This window comes from Streptomyces sp. NPDC056987 (assembly GCF_042673865.1).
Classification (GTDB): Bacteria; Actinomycetota; Actinomycetes; order Streptomycetales; family Streptomycetaceae; genus Streptomyces.
This window is the reverse complement of record NZ_JBHURV010000015.1, coordinates 16601-32600: the sequence shown is the minus strand read 5'-3', so window position 1 is coordinate 32600 and position 16000 is coordinate 16601. Positions and strand designations below refer to the sequence as shown.

The following is a 16000-nucleotide window of genomic DNA, read 5'->3' as shown; positions in this document are numbered from 1 at the left end:
TGTGATTTGCACAAGCGGAATGCCGGAATTGCCGAAACATGCCGCATTAATTCAGCGTTGGCGTGCGCTTTACTCTCCTTTCGTCGGTCATCACCGTTCATTCACAAAGACTGTTGGGCCCCTCGGTCACCGTTCCGCGCGACGCGCGCGCCTTTGGCGTGCGCGGACACCGGACCGGGCCGCCGGGGCTTCGGGGAGGAAACGTCTTGTCACTTCAACCACGGCTGCGCAGACGCCGGGCGCGACTGCGCCCCCTGATCGCCGCCGCCGTCGCCACCGGCCTGGCCGGCGCCGTCATACCGCTCTCCGCCGTACCGGCCGCCGCCGACACCACCGCCACGACGGCCGCCGACGCCGCCGAGCGGACCACCCCCGCCGAACGCGCCCTCAAGAAGGCCGCCGAGACCGGGAAACGGGCCGAAGTGGTCGCGGAGCGCGGTGAGTTCTCCACGACCTACGCCAACCCCTCGGGCACCTTCACCCAGGAGACCCACATCGTCCCGATCCGGGTCCGGCAGAACGGCCGTCTGGTGGACGCCGATCCGACCCTGGTGCGCGCCGCCGACGGCGCCGTACGGCCCCGCGCCACCTCGGTCGGCCTGGAGTTCTCCGGCGGCGGCGACTCGGTGATGGCCACCATCGAGCAGCACGGCCGCACCATGTCGCTGGACTGGCAGGGCAAGCTCCCCGAGCCCGAACTCGACGGCGACACCGCGACGTATCCCGAGGTGTTCCCCGGGGTCGACCTGAAACTGCGCGCCGGGGTCACCGGGTTCCAGCAGCTCCTCGTCGTCAAGTCCCGCGCGGCCGCCGCCGATCCCCGGCTGGAGCGGCTCACCTTCCCGATGGAGACGGACGGCGTACGGGCCCGTACCGACGCGGCGGGCAACCTCACCGCCGTCGACCCGGCCGGACAGAACGTGTTCGCCGCGCCCACCCCCGTCATGTGGGACAGCTCGGGCGTCGCCGCGGGCCAGGAGCCCCAGGGCGCCGCCTCGCTCGGCGCCGCGCTCGCCACCGCCACCGCCGGCTCGGCGGCCGGGCGGACCGCCCCGCGGGCCCCCGCCGTCGAGGACGAGGGCTTCGCCCCGGCGGCCGGCGCCAAGGAGAGCGCCGTCCCCGCCGTCGTCGAGGGCGGCGCCCTCAAACTCACCCCGGACCAGGGCCTGCTCACCGCGCCCGACACGGTCTTCCCGGTCCACATCGACCCGTACGTCTCCGGTGGACGCAACAACTGGACGTCGGTTGCGAAGAGCTACCCGACGACCAGCTACTGGAACAAGTCGGACAACGTCGCCCGCGTCGGCCACGAGGACGACACCGGCGGCACCTGGTTCTCGTACTTCACGATGGACACCCGGAACCTCTCCGGCAAGACGATCGTCAACTCGACGTTCCGGATCAAGAACACCCACTCCTGGTCCTGCACCAAGAAGCCGGTGTACCTGTACGCCTCGAACCCCATCAGCTCCGCCACCACCTGGGCCAAGCAGCCCACCCTCGGCGCGCTGCTCACCACCGTGACCGACGCCAAGGGCTGGGGCACCGGCTGCCCGGCGGGCAACCTGGAGTTCGGCGTCAAGGGCAACGCCGTGAAGGCGGCCGCCTCCAACTGGGCGACGATGACGCTCAGCCTCCAGGCCAGCACGACGGACACCAACGGCTGGAAGAAGTTCGATGCGTCCACCGCTGTCCTGACCACGGAGTACAACACGCCCCCCGCGGTGCCGTCCGCGCTCGACACCGTCCCCAGCACGAAGAACACCACCGGGTGCGGCAACACCGCGCCGTACGGCCTGATCGGTGACACCGACGTCCAGCTCACGGCGAAGGGCACCGACCCGGACGGCGGCACGGTCCAGCTGAAGTTCCACCTCTGGGCGACCGGCCACCACCCCGGCGACGACCCCAACGGCGTCCTGATCGTCAACCAGACGGTCTCCGTCACCTCCGGCTCCGTCGCCCGTGTCACCGTCCCCAAGGCCACCCTGAAGGCGCATGTCGGCACGGCCAACGGGAACTTCTCCTGGAAGGTCCAGGCCAGTGACGGCTCCCTGACCAGCGACTGGAACCCGACGGCCGGCGCCCCCGGCTGCCGCTTCGTCTATCTGCCGGACCGGCCCAGCACCCCGCCGAGCGTGACCTCCCAGCAGTTCCCGGACGGCACCGCCGGCTGGCCCGTCGACACCGGTACGGTCCGCACCCCGGGCACCTTCACCGTCGGCCCCGGCGCCGCCACCGACATCGCCTCGTACGAGTTCTGGTCCACGATCGACCCGGCGATCACGACCCGCGCGCCCGGCGCCCTCGGCGGCAGTGTCACCATCGAGCTGACCCCCACCAAGGCGGGCGCGCACCAGCTCTACGTACGCAGCCTCGACCGGGCGGGCAACCGCTCCGACACGCGCGCCTACCTCTTCTACGCCAACGGCGCCAAGGTCGCCGACAAGGCGGGCGACCTCAACGGCGACGGCCACCCCGACCTGTGGGCGGTCGACGCCGCCGGCACCCTCCAGCGCTACTTCGGCGACGGCACCGGCAAGGCCGTCAAGGCCGACCGCGCCGCCTCCGCCGCCGGCCGCTACACCGACACGAAGACGACGCGCCGCGGCGACTGGACCGACGACGGCTACGAGGACCTGATCACCCTGTCCGGCGACCCGGCCGCGGGCCGCGACCGCCTCTGGGTCCACCCCAACGACGGCTCCGCCGCCGTCGACGAGTCCGACAAGCGCGAACTGCGCGTCTGGGAGCCGGAGAACGACCACTGGCAGGGTGCCGACCAGATCCTCGCCATCGGTGACGTCGACGGACCGCTCGACCTCGACGGCGACGGCGTCATCGGCCCCGACGACCGCCCCGGCTACCCGGACCTGCTGGTCAAGCAGGGCGACCAGCTCTGGCTCTACTTCGGCTCACCCTCCGGCTACCTCGACGACTACGTCTACTACCTGGACGACTTCATCGACCAGCCGCCGGTGCTGATCGGTGACGGAAGCTGGTCCAACTACGACCTCGCCGCCCCCGGCGACACGGCCGGCGACGGCCGCGTGGACCTCGTCGCCCGCAAGAAGGACACCGGCGAGCTGTTCCTGTACGCCGGCAAAGGCCCGAGCGGCGAGGGCCTCGGCTCCGGCCCGGACCGCACCGCCATCGGCACCGGCTGGACCCCCGCGAGCCGGCCGCTGCTCACCGCCGTACCGAACGTCCTCGGCGACGGCAAGCCCGCGATCTGGTCCACCAACGCCGCGGGTGACCTGCTGTTCTACCCGGACATCAAGGGCAGCGGGGCCGGCGTCGGCTCGGGCATGGCGGGCTTCCGCGCGCTGAACTGACCGCCGCCTCACCGCTGTACGTACGGGCCGGACCCGATCACCGTCGGGTCCGGCCCGGTCCCGTCCCGGCAACCGCCCGGTTACAGCCAGCCGTTGCGCTTGAGCGTGCGGTGGATCGCCACACACGTCGTGATGATGACGCCGAGGACCAGCGGATAGCCGTACCGCCACTGGAGCTCCGGCATGTGCTCGAAGTTCATGCCGTACACCCCGCAGACCGCCGTCGGCACGGCGATGATGGCCGCCCACGAGGTGATCTTGCGCATGTCCTCGTTCTGCGCGACGCTCGCCTGCGCCAGGTTGGCCTGGAGGATCGAGTTCAGCAGTTCGTCGAAGCCGATGACCTCTTCGTGCACCTGGGCGAGATGGTCCGCGACATCGCGGAAGTACTTCTGGATGTCGGGGTCGATCAGCCGCATCGGCCGCTCGCTCAGCAGCTGCATCGGCCGCAGCAGCGGGGAGACCGCGCGCTTGAACTCCAGCACCTCCCGCTTGAGCTGGTAGATCCGCCCGGCGTCCGAGCCGCGCGGGCCGCCCTTGGCCGGCGCCGAGAAGACATCGATCTCGACCTCGTCGATGTCGTCCTGCACGGCCGCCGCCACGGCGATGTACCCGTCCACGACATGGTCGGCGATGGAGTGCAGCACCGCCGAGGGCCCCTTGGCCAGCAGCTCGCTGTCGGATTCGAGACGGTGGCGCAGACTGCGCAGCGAGCCCTTGCCGCCGTGCCGGACGGTGATCACGAAGTTCCGGCCGGTGAAGCACATCACCTCGCCGGTCTCCACCACCTCGCTGGTCGCGGTCAGTTCGGCGTGGTCCACGTAGTGGATGGTCTTGAAGACGGTGAACAGGGTGTCGTCGTACCGCTCCAGCTTCGGCCGCTGGTGCGCGTGGACGGCGTCCTCCACCGCCAGCGGGTGCAGCCCGAACTCGGCGGCGATGCCCGCGAACTCCGCCTCGGTCGGCTCGTGCAGCCCGATCCAGGCGAAGCCGCCGCCCTCACGGACCCGCAACATCGCCTCACGCGGGGTCAGGCAGGGGTCCTCACGGACGCGCTCGCCGTCGCGGTAGACCGCGCAGTCGACGACCGCGGTCGAGGCGGACGGGTCACGGGTGGCGTCGTAGCCGTCGTACGTGCCGTAGGCGGCGTTGTTCTTGCGCAGGGCGGGACGGACCGCCGCGCGCAGGTCACGGATCATCGACATGGCGGGAACTCCTCTACGGAGAGGCCGTCGGCGAGAGCGTGGCACAGCCCGGAATGGGGACGTGTCGCGAGACGTCCGCAAAGCGGGCGGCACCGCGGGGGTTCGCGGTGACGGCGTTCGCTAATGACAGGAAAAAACACCGGCGATCGAGAAGTGCTCTTCCGTCGTGCGATCTGCCATGGCCGTGCCCGGTACGGGCGGGGGCCCGGCCCGGAGGTGTCAGCTCACGAAGAGGTGCCGACTACCGGGACGGACGCGATACGGCCGATACGGCTGGGGCGGAAGAGCGGTTGGTACTGGCCGGGTGACTTCGGTCCACCGCAGCCCCACCTCCTCCGGTCTGTCCCCCGTGGGGGATGACGTGTCGTCGGGACTGGAGAGCGGCGCTTCGGCGCGCTGTCCCGACCGGCGGCCTAGCCTATCAGCAGCCCCAGGGCCAAACGGTTCTCTTGCCCAATCCTTACGCGTTCTATGCTCACCGTATGGAAGAAATTCTCGCCCTGGTCGAGGCGCGGCTCCGTACGGCCCTCGGGGAACCGGACGCGCGCGCCGCGGTGACCTTCCTGGGCACGGACCGGATCGAGGTCCTGCGCTTCCTGGACGGCGCCGATGTCGTGCGGTACGCCACGCTCGGGATGTCCGCGCAGCCGATGGCCGACCCGTCCGCGCTCCTCGCCGACCCGGTCAAGGGTCCCCGGGCCGAGCTGGTCCTCTCCGTGCGCGCCGGGCTCGCCGACACCGACCAGGTGCTGCGGGCGCTCGCGGTGCTGGCCGCGTCGCCGCAGGTCGAGGGCGTGGTGGTGGCGCCCGGCGGCTCGCTCGACGTCGGCGGGCCGCTCTGGCCGGGGGCGCCGTTCCACTCCGTGCTGGTCGGGGAGCCCGGCGGCCTCGTACCGGACCTGGAACTGGCGGCGCCGATGGAGCCCGTACGGTTCCTGCCGCTGCTGCCGATGACGCCCAACGAGGCGGCGTGGAAGCGGGTCAGGGGCGCCGCGGAGCTGGAGGAGCGCTGGCTGGCGCGCGGCACGGACCTGCGCGACCCGCTGCGCCGCTCGGTCGCGCTGGACTGACCCGTATCGGGGGGAGAGGGGCTCAGTTGGCGAAGACCCCGACCCCGTCCTCCGTGGCGTGCGCGGGCCGCAGTTCCTCGGCGCGGTGGGTGAGCGCGCCGCGCCGGGCGCCCACGACGACGGCGCCGGCGACCGCCGCGCCCGCCGCCACCAGGAACGGGACATGGACGTCGCTCCACTCCTCGATCTTCGGCGCGAGGAAGGGCGCCGCCGCGGCGGCGAACCAGCGGACGAAGTTGTACCCCGCGCTCGCCACCGGCCGCGGCGCGTCCGAGACACCCAGCGCCAGTTCGGTGAAGACGGTGTTGTTCAGGCCGATGAAGGCGCCGGAGAGGACCGTGCCGGCCACGGCCGCGGTGTGGTTCCCGTACCCGAGCACCACCAGGTCCGCGGCGAGCAGCACGAGCGAGCCGCCCAGCGTCCGCAGCGAGCCGAAGCGCGCCTGGAGCCGGGGCGCCACCAGCACGGAGAAGACCGCGAGCAGCAGCCCCCAGGCGAAGAAGACCGCGCCCGACCGGTACGGCGACATGTCGAGGACGAACGGCGTGAAGGCCAGGACCGTGAAGAAGGCGTAGTTGTAGAAGAACGCCGCGGCGGCGGCCGACGCGAGCCCGCCGTGGCCGAGCGCCCGGATCGGGTCGAGGAGCGCGGTCCTGCGCGCGGGCCTGGGCTGCTCCTTGAGGAACGCCGTGATGCAGACGAAGCCGACGGCCATCAGCGCGGCGGTGCCGAAGAAGGGGTAGCGCCAGCTCGCGTCGCCGAGGAGCGCGCCCAGCAGCGGCCCGCACGCCATGCCGAGGCCGAGCGCCGACTCGTAGAGCAGGATGGCCGCCGCCGAGCCCCCGGCCGCCGCCCCGACGATGACGGCGAGCGCGGTCGAGACGAAGAGCGCGTTGCCGAGGCCCCAGCCGGCCCGGAAGCCGACCAGTTCCGCTACGGAGGACGACGTACCGGCGAGTCCGGCGAAGACGACGACCAGGGCCAGGCCGGCGAGCAGGGTCCTGCGTCCGCCGATCCGGCTGGACACCCAGCCGGTGAGCAGCATCGCGACGGCGGTGATCAGGAAGTAGGAGGTGAAGAGGAGGGACACCTGGCTCGGGGTGGCCTCCAGCCCCTTGGCGATGGACGGCAGGATCGGGTCGACGAGTCCGATGCCCATGAAGGCCACGACGGACGCCCCGGCCGTGGCCCAGACGGCCTTGGGCTGGCGCAGCAGGCTGGGCCGCCCCTCGTCGAAGGGATCGTCCCGGCCTGCCTCTCCCGGTTCTGCCGGTTCTCCCGGTTCTGCGCGCATGAGGGTTCTCCTCGCTCTCCGAAGCCAGCTCCGCGAGCTGATGGTTGGTGTGTGCATATATTAAGTTAGCCCGGCTAATAAATGCAACATGCACCTACCTCGCTCCGTGACGCCTCGGGCCGGACGGGTGATCGTCCTTGACGCGGCGGCGGTCGCGGAGGACCGTGGGGCGCTATGAGGGGCGAACCCAGTTGCCCGAAGTGCGGTGGCCGGGTCAGGGCGCCCGGTCTCTTCGCCGACTCCTGGCAGTGCGATGTGCACGGCACTGTGCATCCGCTCCAGCCCGTGATACCGCCCAGTGTCGAGGCCCTTGACGTCGTGGTGCACCGCGCGCGGGTCCCGGTCTGGATGCCCTGGCCGCTGCCCATCGGCTGGCTCTTCACCGGCGTGGCGTACGCGGGTGACGACCGCAGCGGCGGCCGGGCCACCGCCGTCGCCTGCTCCGGCCCCGGTCCGCTCGGCGGCAGCGGTGAGCTGCTGCTGATCGCCGAGGAGCTGGGCGTCGGGCTCGGGGCGCGCTACGCGGGGATCACCGGGCCCGACCCGGGGCCCGGTATCGGAGTCGGCAAGCCACCGCAGACCAAACTCCTGGCCGCGGGCCGGCCCACACCGCTCTGGCATGTCCCGCAGGCGCCGCAGGACCGTGCCGTCTTCGTGGGCGAGGCGCTCGGGCTCTGGCTGTGGGCGATCGTCTGGCCGGAGCAGTCGGGGCTGCTGCTCTACGACGAACTGGTCCTGACCGACCTGCGGGAAGAGGGTACGGAGGTGGAGCTGCTGCCCTGCGGGGCGCTCTCCCCGCGACTGCTGAACTGACCGGGAAATCCGGCCGGGAAACCCGCCGTGAAACCGACCGTGACTACGACCGTACGGGGAAGGCGCCCGCGGCGGGACGGCGCTCAGAGGTGCAAGGGGGCGTGCAGGGGGCGTACGGGGCCGGGGGAGGGCTGCCGTTATCCTTGAGCGTCCCCCAGGGCCCGCCCCCTGGCCCGTACCGAGTCCCGGAGTCCGCGTCGTGCGCATCGATCTGCACACCCACTCCACCGCCTCGGACGGCACCGACACCCCCGCCGAGCTGGTCTTCAACGCCGCGGCCGCCGGACTCGACGTCGTCGCGCTGACCGACCACGACTCCACCCGGGGCCACGCCGAGGCCATCGCCGCGCTCCCGGGGCTGGACCGGCCGCTCACCCTCGTCACCGGCGCCGAACTCTCCTGCCGGCTCGACGGCGTCGGGCTGCATCTGCTCGCGTACCTCTTCGACCCGGAGGAGCCCGAGTTCCTGCGCGAGCGTGAGCTGGTACGGGACGACCGGGTGCCGCGCGCCCGCACCATGGTCGCCAGGCTCCAGGAGCTGGGCGTCCCGATCACCTGGGAGCAGGTCGCGCGGATCGCGGGCGACGCCTCCCTCGGCCGGCCGCACATCGCCACCGCGCTCGTCGAGCTGGGCGTCGTCGAGACCGTCTCCGACGCCTTCACCCCGCAGTGGCTGGCGAACGGCGGCCGGGCCTACGCCGAGAAGCACGAACTCGACCCCTTCGAGGCGATCCGGCTGGTCAAGGCGGCCGGCGGGGTCACCGTGTTCGCCCACCCGCTGGCCGTCAAGCGCGGCGCGGTGGTGCCCGAGTCCGCCGTCGCGCGGCTCGCGGAAGCCGGTCTCGACGGCGTCGAGGCCGACCACATGGACCACGACGCGCCCACCCGCGCCAGGCTGCGCGGGCTCGCCGCCGAACTCGGGCTGCTGACCACGGGCTCCAGCGACTACCACGGCACCCGGAAGTCCGTGGAGCTCGGCGCCTGCACCACCGACCCGGAGATCTACGGCGAGATCACCCGGCGTGCCTCCGGCGCCTTCCCGGTGCCGGGCGCGGGCGGACGTGCGTAGCACGGACGTGGGGCGCCGCCGTCCCGCGGCCCCGCCCGCCGTACCTCTGCCGTGGCGCGGTCCTGCCGGGCGCCTGACGTATTTCCCGGCGTAGCCGCCCGTACACCCACCGCTCTCCGGCTGCCCGCACGCTGTCAGCCGCTTCCTCCTCCCCTTCCTCTCCTCTCCTCCCCTTCCTCCTCTTCTTCCTTCAGGGCTTCACTGTGTTCGATTTCGCTGTCTTCGGATCCCTCTTTCTCACCCTTTTTGTGATCATGGACCCGCCCGGGATCACCCCGATCTTCCTTGCCCTGACCTCCGGGCGCCCCGCCAAGGTCCAGCGCGCCATGGCCTGGCAGGCGGTGGCGGTCGCCTTCGGGGTGATCGCCGTCTTCGGCCTGCTCGGACAGCAGATCCTGGACTATCTCCATGTCTCCGTACCGGCCCTGATGATCGCCGGCGGGCTGCTCCTGCTGCTCATCGCGCTGGACCTGCTGACCGGCAAGACCGACGAGCCCCAGCAGACCAAGGACGTCAACGTCGCCCTCGTGCCGCTGGGCATGCCGCTGCTCGCGGGGCCGGGCGCGATCGTCTCCGTCATTCTCGCCGTCCAGCACGCCGACGGTGTGGCGGACGGGGTCTCGGTCTGGGCGGCGATCATCGCGATGCACGGGGTGCTCTGGCTGACGATGCGCTACTCGCTGCTGATCATCAGGGTGATCAGGGACGGCGGGGTGGTGCTGGTCACCCGGCTCGCCGGGATGATGCTCTCGGCCATCGCCGTGCAGCAGATCATCAACGGCGTCACCCAGGTCGTCCAGGGTGCCTGACGCCGGGGCAACGGGCGGCGCCCCCGTACGGGTGATCCGTACGGGGGCGCTTCGTCGTCGGCGTTACGAGGCCGGGGAGTCGGCCGGGCGGATGTAGATGCGCTGGCCCATCGCGGCGGCCTGCTGCACTATCCGGTTGACGGAGGCGGCGTCCACAACGGTGCTGTCCACGGCCGAGCCGTCGACGTCGTCGAGTCGCATGATTTCGAAGCGCAAGGCTTCTCCCTTCGTCTGATCCTCCTGCTGGAGAACTGAGTGAGTGACGGGCATCTCCGTCGTTGGTTATATGTCGGGCGGGTACATCCGTATCAACGGCTTGCCCTCTGCAAACATTCCCTACGCTAAGGAAAATTTTTGCGAGGCTAACTACTGACTGGTAAGTATCATCCACGGAGAACAACTGACGGCCTATGAACGAGGCGGAGATCAAGGCAGAGATGACCGCAGAGACAACCGCGATCGGCGCCCGGCTGGAGCGCACCAACGAGCTGCTCCAGCGCATGCTCGCAGAGGTCGCGAAGACCCCGTCCACGCACGCCATCTTCGTCGACGCCGGTTACGTCTATGCTGCGGCCGGGTTGCTGGTGGCGGGCACCGAGGACCGGCGCTCCTTCGATCTGGACGCCGAGGGGCTCATCGAGGCCTTCATCGACAAGGCGCGGATCATCTTCGCGGACAGCAGGCTGCTGCGCGTCTACTGGTACGACGGCGCGAGGCGGCGGATCCACACCTCCGAGCAGCAGTCCATCGCCGAACTGCCCGACGTCAAGGTCCGGCTCGGCAACCTCAACGCCAACAACCAGCAGAAGGGCGTCGACTCCCTGATCCGCACCGACCTCGAATCGCTCGCCCGGCACCGCGCCATCAGCGACGCGGCGCTGGTCGGCGGCGACGAGGACCTGGTGTCGGCCGTCGAGGCGGCACAGGGATACGGCGCACGGGTCCACCTCTGGGGCATCGAGGCGGGCGAGGGACGCAACCAGGCGGAGCCGCTGCTCTGGGAGGTCGACAGCCAGCGCACCTTCGACCTGGAGTTCTGCAAGCCGTACGTGACCCGCCGCCCGGTCACCACGTACGAGCACGAGGGCGAGCCGCCGCCCTCCCGCGACCAGGTCCGCTTCATCGGCGCGCAGATCGCCGCGACCTGGCTGACCGAGCGCGGCAGGGAGGCGCTGGCCGAGCTGCTGCCGGGCCATCCGTATCTGCCGGGACCGGTGGACCAGGACCTGCTGATCGAGGCGGAGAGGCTGCTCCAGCGCTCACTGCGGGGCCACGCCCTGCTGCGCCGGGCGCTGCGGGACGGCTTCTGGCAGCACCTCCAGGCCCAGTACTGAGCGGCCAGCACTGAGCGCCCCGTACCGGACCTGGAAGGGCGGCAGGGGTCAGTAGAGGCTGTCCCAGAAGTCGGCCAGCGCCGCCGCGGTCTCCGCCGGCCGGTCGGTGTTGGGGGAGTGCTCCGCCCCCGCGACGACGGTCCTGCGCGCCCCCAGCCGCCGCGCCATCGAGTCCAGCAGCGGCACCGGCCACACGTCGTCCCGCTCGCCGGAGATCACATGCAGCGGCAGCCGCTGTACGGCGGCCAGCTCGGCCACCCGGTCCGGTTCCGCGCTGAGCTGCGCGCCGGTGGCGATGAGCTGCGCGGGACTGGTCCGTACCCAGCGCTCACGCAGGTCGGCGCCGTTGTCGGGGGCCGACGCCGCCGCGGTGGCGGTGGCAGTGGCAGTGTCTGCGGGAGGCTCCATCGTCTGCATCACCTCCCACACCTGCGCCATCGTCATGACCGCGAGCGTGTCGCTGAGCAGCTTGATCCGCTCCCGCTGCCCCGGGGCGACCTCGGCGGGCCCGGAGGACATCAGCGTCAGGGAGAGGAACGGGTCCCGGTCGAGCAGCACCGCGGCGCGGGAGATCTGGCCGCCGAGCGAGTGCCCGAGCAGATGTACGGGGGTGTCGAGCGCCGCCGCCTGCGCCAGCACATCGGCCGCCAACTCGGCCCGCGTGTAAGCCTCTTGGGTGTCGGGCCCGTCGGTCTCGTACTGTCCCCTGCCGTCCACGGCGACGGTTCTGTACCCGGCCGCGGCGAGCGGTTCGAGCAGCGCGACGAAGTCCTCCTTGCTGCCGGAGAACCCGGGCAGCATCAGCACGGTCCCGTGCGGCTTCCCGGCGGGGCGTGCGTCGAGGACGGCGAACCGTCCGCGCCGGGTGGCGAGCGTACGGGCGCGGGCGCAGGGGGGCGGGGTGAAGGTGGGCGGCCGACTCATGCGACGAGGCTAACCGCGTACGGGCCCGACCGGCGCCCCGTCCCCGGAACCGCCGAACTGCCGAACCGCCGATGGCCCGGCACCCCTGGGTTCGGGGCGTCGGGCCATCGGCGGTGCTGCCTGGTGCCGGTCGCGGCACGGCGGGCTGTTCTGTTCTTCGGCTCCGGTCCGGCTCAGCTCTCCTCGGGCTGGGCCGGCGCGGTCTTCGCCGCGGCCGTACGGGTGCGGCGGCGGCGCGGTGTGGGCACCGCCTCCGGCTCCGTCCCGGGCGCCTCGGCGACGGCCTCCGCGACCGTGGCCTTCTTGGCCCTGCCCGCCTTGGAGACCTTCGCGACCTTCTCGGTCTTCTCAGCCTTCTCGGCCTTTCCCGCCTTCTCGGCCGGCTCGGCGGTTTCGGCCTGCTCGGTCTTCGGCTTGGCGACGCGGGTACGGCGCCGGGGCTTGGGCTCCTCCGTCGCGGCGGCCTCCGCCGGCACATCGGCCGGGGCGGTCTCCGCGACCTCCGCGACCTCCGCGACCGCAGCCTCGGGCGCCTTGGCCTTCGCCACGCGGGTGCGGCGGCGCGGCTTGGGCTCCGCGGCCGGGGCCTCGGTGGCCGGAGCCTCCGCGGCCGGTGCCTCGGGCGCCGCCACGGCCGCCTCGGCCACCGCGGGGGCGTCCGCCTCCGGCTTCACGGCGCGGGTACGGCGGCGGCGCGGCTTGGGCGCCGCTTCCGCCTCCGGCTCCGCGACGGCCGGGGCCGCGGCCGTCGCCACGGCGTCCGCGGCCACGGTCTCCGGGGACGGCGTGTCCGTACCGGCACCGGCACGGGAGCGGGTGCGCCGACGGCGCGGGGTGCGCGGTTCGTCGGCCGGGACCATCGTCCAGGACGTCTGGAACTGCGGCTCGGGCGTCTCCTTCGGCGCGGTCACCACCGGGGCGCTCGCCGGGGCGGTGACGGCCGGGGCCGCGGTGGCCGGGGCCGTCGTGGCGGCCGACGTCGCCGCCGACGCGGCCGGCGCCGTACCGCCACGGGTGCGGCGGCGCTGGCGCGGCGTGCGCGTACGGGCCGGGCGCTCCTCCCGTACGGGCGCGGCGGCCGGCGCGGACCTGCGGCCGCGGCCGCCCGTCTCGCCCAGGTCCTCGACCTGCTCGGCCGAGAGTCCGGCACGCGTCCGCTCGGCGCGCGGCAGGACACCCTTGGTCCCGGCGGGGATGCTCAGCTCCTCGAACAGGTGCGGGGAGGTGGAGTACGTCTCCGGCGGGTCCGGGAAGCCGAGGTCCAGCGCCTTGTTGATGAGCTGCCAGCGCGGGATGTCGTCCCAGTCGACCAGCGTCACCGCCGTACCGGACGCCCCCGCGCGGCCGGTGCGGCCGATGCGGTGGAGGTAGGTCTTCTCCTCCTCCGGCGACTGGTAGTTGATGACGTGCGTCACACCTTCGACATCGATCCCGCGCGCGGCGACGTCCGTGCAGACCAGCACGTCCACCTTGCCGTTGCGGAAGGCGCGCAGCGCCTGTTCCCGGGCGCCCTGGCCCAGGTCGCCGTGGACCGCGCCGGAGGCGAAGCCGCGCTGGGCGAGCTGGTCGGCGATGTCGGCGGCGGTGCGCTTCGTCCGGCAGAAGATCATGGCGAGCCCGCGGCCCTCGGCCTGGAGGATCCGCGCGACCATCTCCGGCTTGTCCATGGAGTGGGCGCGGTAGACCCGCTGGGTCGTGTTGGCGACGGTCGCGCCCTCGTCGTCCGGCGAGGTGGCGCTGATGTGCGTCGGCTGCGACATGTAGCGGCGGGCGAGGCCGATGACCGCGCCCGGCATCGTCGCGGAGAACAGCATCGTCTGGCGCTTGGCCGGCAGCAGCTGGATGATCCGCTCGACGTCGGGCAGGAAGCCCAGGTCCAGCATTTCGTCGGCCTCGTCGAGGACGAGCCCGCGGACGTGCGACAGGTCCAGCTTGCGCTGGCCGGCCAGGTCCAGCAGACGGCCCGGCGTGCCGACGACGACGTCGACGCCCTTCTTGAGGGCCTCGACCTGCGGCTCGTAGGCCCGGCCGCCGTAGATCGCGAGGACGCGTACGTTGCGTACCTTGCCGGCGGTCAGCAGATCGTTGGTGACCTGCTGGCACAGCTCGCGGGTGGGGACGACGACCAGGGCCTGCGGGGCGTTGGTGAGCTGCTCGGGCACGGCCCGGCCGGACTCGACGTCCGCGGGGACGGTGACGCGCTCCAGCAGCGGCAGACCGAAACCGAGGGTCTTGCCCGTGCCGGTCTTGGCCTGTCCGATGACGTCCTTGCCCGACAGTGCGACGGGGAGGGTCATCTCCTGGATGGGGAACGGAGACAGGATGCCGACGGCTTCAAGCGCCTCGGCCGTCTCGGGGAGGATTCCGAGTTCTCGGAAAGTCGTAGTCAGGGTGCTGCCTCTTCTGTGAAACGCGGCGCGAGGCGAACGCGGGGGGTCGTACCGCACCTGGGTACTCGGCCGGCCGTGGATTGGCCGGATGGCGCGGGACCACTGCCGTCGCTCAGAGCGCTCATGCCGCTGAGGGGGCCCCTCATCTGCGGTCGTACGCTGCTGTGCGCACGGTCCGCGCGGAGGGCGGTCGGGGTCGGAGCCGATCGGGCCACCGACCGGGCATCCTCTGGGGCCTGTCCGTGAGGAACGGACCTCGTCAAACACTGTCAAACATGCAAGTCAAACATGCGAGTCAGACACACGATGGCCCGCCGAATACTCGGCAGGCGCATTACCACTGTACCCCGGAATCGTGCATGTGTGTTGGGCGAATTCGTCGGAACGGTGTGACAGCCCGGTCCGACCGGCCCTTACACCCTCCACCGGGCGGGCTATTGTGCCCCTCATGGAGACGCCCGACAACGCCACCGCGCCCGCAGCCGGAGCCGACGACCCCACGGACCCCGCTGAGCCGACTGCGCCGGCCGCGCCGGCCGCGCCGACCGGAATCGCCGCCCAGGACTGGGCGACGGCCTCGGCCGAGCCGCAGTACCGCGCGGCGGTCGTGGACCTGCTGGGGGCGCTCGCCTACGGCGAGCTGGCGGCCTTCGAGCGGCTCGCCGAGGACGCCAAGCTCGCGCCGACCCTGGCGGACAAGGCGGCGCTGGCGAAGATGGCCGCCGCCGAATTCCATCACTTCGAACAGTTGAACGACCAACTCCGGGCGATCGACGCCGAGCCGACCGGGGCGATGGAGCCGTTCGCCAAGGCGCTGGACGACTTCCACCACCTGACCGCGCCGTCCGACTGGCTGGAGGGCCTGGTCAAGGCGTACGTGGGCGACTCGATCGCCAGTGACTTCTACCGCGAGGTCGCGGCCCGCCTCGACACCGACACCCGCGCGCTGGTGCTCGCCGTGCTGGACGACACCGGGCACGGCAACTTCGCCGTGGAGAAGGTGCGGGCAGCGATCGAGGCGGAGCCGCGCGTCGGCGGCCGGCTCGCGCTCTGGGCCCGCCGTCTGATGGGCGAGGCGCTCTCGCAGGCCCAGCGGGTGGTGGCCGACCGGGACGCGCTCTCCACGATGCTGGTGGGCGGGGTGGCGGGCGGCTTCGACCTCGCGGAGGTCGGCCGGATGTTCTCCCGGATCACCGAGGCGCACACGAAGCGGATGGCCGCGCTCGGACTGGCCGCCTGACCCGGCCGCCCCTCGGCGGGGCGGCCCGGCCGGACGTCAGGACGGTATGGCGCGGTGCAGCGGGCGGCCCGCCGGGCGGAGCAGCAGCGAGAGCAGCACCGCGGCGACCAGGAGGGCCCCCACGAGGGTCGCCATGACATGGCCGGTGCCGAGCGCCATGTGCGTCACATACGCGCCGAAGAGGGCGCCGAGCGGGCCCGCCGCGTACACCGTACGGAGCGCGGGCAGCCGGTCCGCCAGGTGGTGGGCGGCGGCCCACGACAGACCGAGTCCGAGCAGGACCGATCCGAGGATTACCAGGATCACTGCCGATCACCTCACAACACCGAGGGGTGGGTACGCGGTCCGGACCTCGCGGCCCGTCACGTCACTACCCGGCGGCCACCGGGAACAACCCTCACCACCGCGAAGTGGGCCCGCGGGGGAACCGCCCGGCCCCCGCAACAGTGGGTGGGCCACCACCGCGTCAAGATTGCGAAACCCCCCCCCCCCGGCCCCCGCGCAACCAAAAGAACAA

General features: G+C 72.0%; 13 protein-coding genes. 7 read left to right on the top strand and 6 right to left on the bottom strand.

What is annotated here, in order from left to right; all coding sequences use genetic code 11:
• Positions 1–206 precede the first annotated feature (206 nt).
• On the top strand, positions 207–3335 hold the full coding sequence (locus tag ACFTZC_RS19070; RefSeq protein ID WP_382891123.1) for a VCBS repeat-containing protein: 3129 nt from the start codon (positions 207–209) through the stop codon (positions 3333–3335).
• 80 nt (positions 3336–3415) lie between these two features.
• Here ACFTZC_RS19070 and ACFTZC_RS19065 read toward each other — a convergent pair whose 3' ends face one another.
• Entirely contained in the window at positions 3416–4540 is a 1125-nt protein-coding gene (locus ACFTZC_RS19065) for a magnesium and cobalt transport protein CorA (protein WP_382891121.1), read from the bottom strand.
• 482 nt (positions 4541–5022) lie between these two features.
• Between ACFTZC_RS19065 and ACFTZC_RS19060 the strand changes: the two genes are divergently transcribed.
• Entirely contained in the window at positions 5023–5610 is a 588-nt protein-coding gene (locus ACFTZC_RS19060; RefSeq protein ID WP_382891119.1) for a suppressor of fused domain protein, read from the top strand.
• Positions 5611–5632: 22 nt separating this feature from the next.
• Here the strand turns inward: ACFTZC_RS19060 and ACFTZC_RS19055 are convergent, their stop codons facing one another.
• Positions 5633–6904, bottom strand: a complete 1272-nt coding sequence (locus ACFTZC_RS19055) for an MFS transporter (protein ID WP_382891117.1) — start codon at positions 6902–6904, stop codon at positions 5633–5635.
• Positions 6905–7078: 174 nt separating this feature from the next.
• Here ACFTZC_RS19055 and ACFTZC_RS19050 point away from each other — a divergent pair, with 174 nt between their 5' ends.
• The 3 genes from ACFTZC_RS19050 (at position 7079) to ACFTZC_RS19040 (ending at position 9595) form a co-directional block, all read left to right on the top strand.
• Complete coding sequence (locus ACFTZC_RS19050; protein WP_382891115.1) at positions 7079–7717, top strand: DUF6758 family protein; 639 nt, start codon at positions 7079–7081, stop codon at positions 7715–7717.
• Positions 7718–7916: 199 nt separating this feature from the next.
• A complete protein-coding gene (locus ACFTZC_RS19045) occupies positions 7917–8786 on the top strand; it encodes a PHP domain-containing protein (protein ID WP_382891113.1) in 870 nt (289 codons plus the stop codon).
• Positions 8787–8989: 203 nt separating this feature from the next.
• Entirely contained in the window at positions 8990–9595 is a 606-nt protein-coding gene (locus ACFTZC_RS19040) for a MarC family protein (RefSeq protein ID WP_382891111.1), read from the top strand.
• A gap of 63 nt (positions 9596–9658) precedes the next feature.
• Here ACFTZC_RS19040 and ACFTZC_RS19035 read toward each other — a convergent pair whose 3' ends face one another.
• Positions 9659–9811: a hypothetical protein gene (locus ACFTZC_RS19035; protein WP_382891109.1), complete on the bottom strand. Its 153-nt coding sequence runs from the start codon at positions 9809–9811 to the stop codon at positions 9659–9661.
• Positions 9812–10032: 221 nt separating this feature from the next.
• Here ACFTZC_RS19035 and ACFTZC_RS19030 point away from each other — a divergent pair, with 221 nt between their 5' ends.
• Positions 10033–10929, top strand: a complete 897-nt coding sequence (locus tag ACFTZC_RS19030; RefSeq protein WP_382891107.1) for an NYN domain-containing protein — start codon at positions 10033–10035, stop codon at positions 10927–10929.
• Positions 10930–10977: 48 nt separating this feature from the next.
• Here ACFTZC_RS19030 and ACFTZC_RS19025 read toward each other — a convergent pair whose 3' ends face one another.
• Both ACFTZC_RS19025 and ACFTZC_RS19020 read right to left on the bottom strand, forming a co-directional pair.
• The gene (locus ACFTZC_RS19025; RefSeq protein ID WP_382891104.1) at positions 10978–11853 is read right to left on the bottom strand and encodes an alpha/beta fold hydrolase; all 876 of its coding nucleotides are present in this window, start codon (positions 11851–11853) and stop codon (positions 10978–10980) included.
• Positions 11854–12026: 173 nt separating this feature from the next.
• Positions 12027–14150, bottom strand: a complete 2124-nt coding sequence (locus ACFTZC_RS19020; protein WP_382891102.1) for a DEAD/DEAH box helicase — start codon at positions 14148–14150, stop codon at positions 12027–12029.
• A gap of 541 nt (positions 14151–14691) precedes the next feature.
• Between ACFTZC_RS19020 and ACFTZC_RS19015 the strand changes: the two genes are divergently transcribed.
• Positions 14692–15483 (top strand): ferritin-like fold-containing protein, encoded by a 792-nt coding sequence (locus ACFTZC_RS19015; protein ID WP_382891100.1) that lies wholly within the window; start codon positions 14692–14694, stop codon positions 15481–15483.
• 36 nt (positions 15484–15519) lie between these two features.
• Here the strand turns inward: ACFTZC_RS19015 and ACFTZC_RS19010 are convergent, their stop codons facing one another.
• The gene (locus ACFTZC_RS19010; protein ID WP_365812090.1) at positions 15520–15789 is read right to left on the bottom strand and encodes a hypothetical protein; all 270 of its coding nucleotides are present in this window, start codon (positions 15787–15789) and stop codon (positions 15520–15522) included.
• Positions 15790–16000: the final 211 nt, after the last annotated feature.

What these genes read in the sequence shown, in the direction of transcription:
- ACFTZC_RS19055 (WP_382891117.1), bottom strand. Translation starts at nt 6,904, where the DNA reads ATGCGCGCAGAACCGGGAGAACCGGCAGAACCGGGAGAGGCAGGCCGG.
- ACFTZC_RS19050 (WP_382891115.1), top strand. Translation starts at nt 7,079, where the DNA reads ATGAGGGGCGAACCCAGTTGCCCGAAGTGCGGTGGCCGGGTCAGGGCG.
- ACFTZC_RS19060 (WP_382891119.1), top strand. Translation starts at nt 5,023, where the DNA reads ATGGAAGAAATTCTCGCCCTGGTCGAGGCGCGGCTCCGTACGGCCCTC.
- ACFTZC_RS19020 (WP_382891102.1), bottom strand. Translation starts at nt 14,150, where the DNA reads ATGACCCTCCCCGTCGCACTGTCGGGCAAGGACGTCATCGGACAGGCC.
- ACFTZC_RS19015 (WP_382891100.1), top strand. Translation starts at nt 14,692, where the DNA reads ATGGAGACGCCCGACAACGCCACCGCGCCCGCAGCCGGAGCCGACGAC.
- ACFTZC_RS19065 (WP_382891121.1), bottom strand. Translation starts at nt 4,540, where the DNA reads ATGTCGATGATCCGTGACCTGCGCGCGGCGGTCCGTCCCGCCCTGCGC.
- ACFTZC_RS19030 (WP_382891107.1), top strand. Translation starts at nt 10,033, where the DNA reads ATGACCGCAGAGACAACCGCGATCGGCGCCCGGCTGGAGCGCACCAAC.
- ACFTZC_RS19025 (WP_382891104.1), bottom strand. Translation starts at nt 11,853, where the DNA reads ATGAGTCGGCCGCCCACCTTCACCCCGCCCCCCTGCGCCCGCGCCCGT.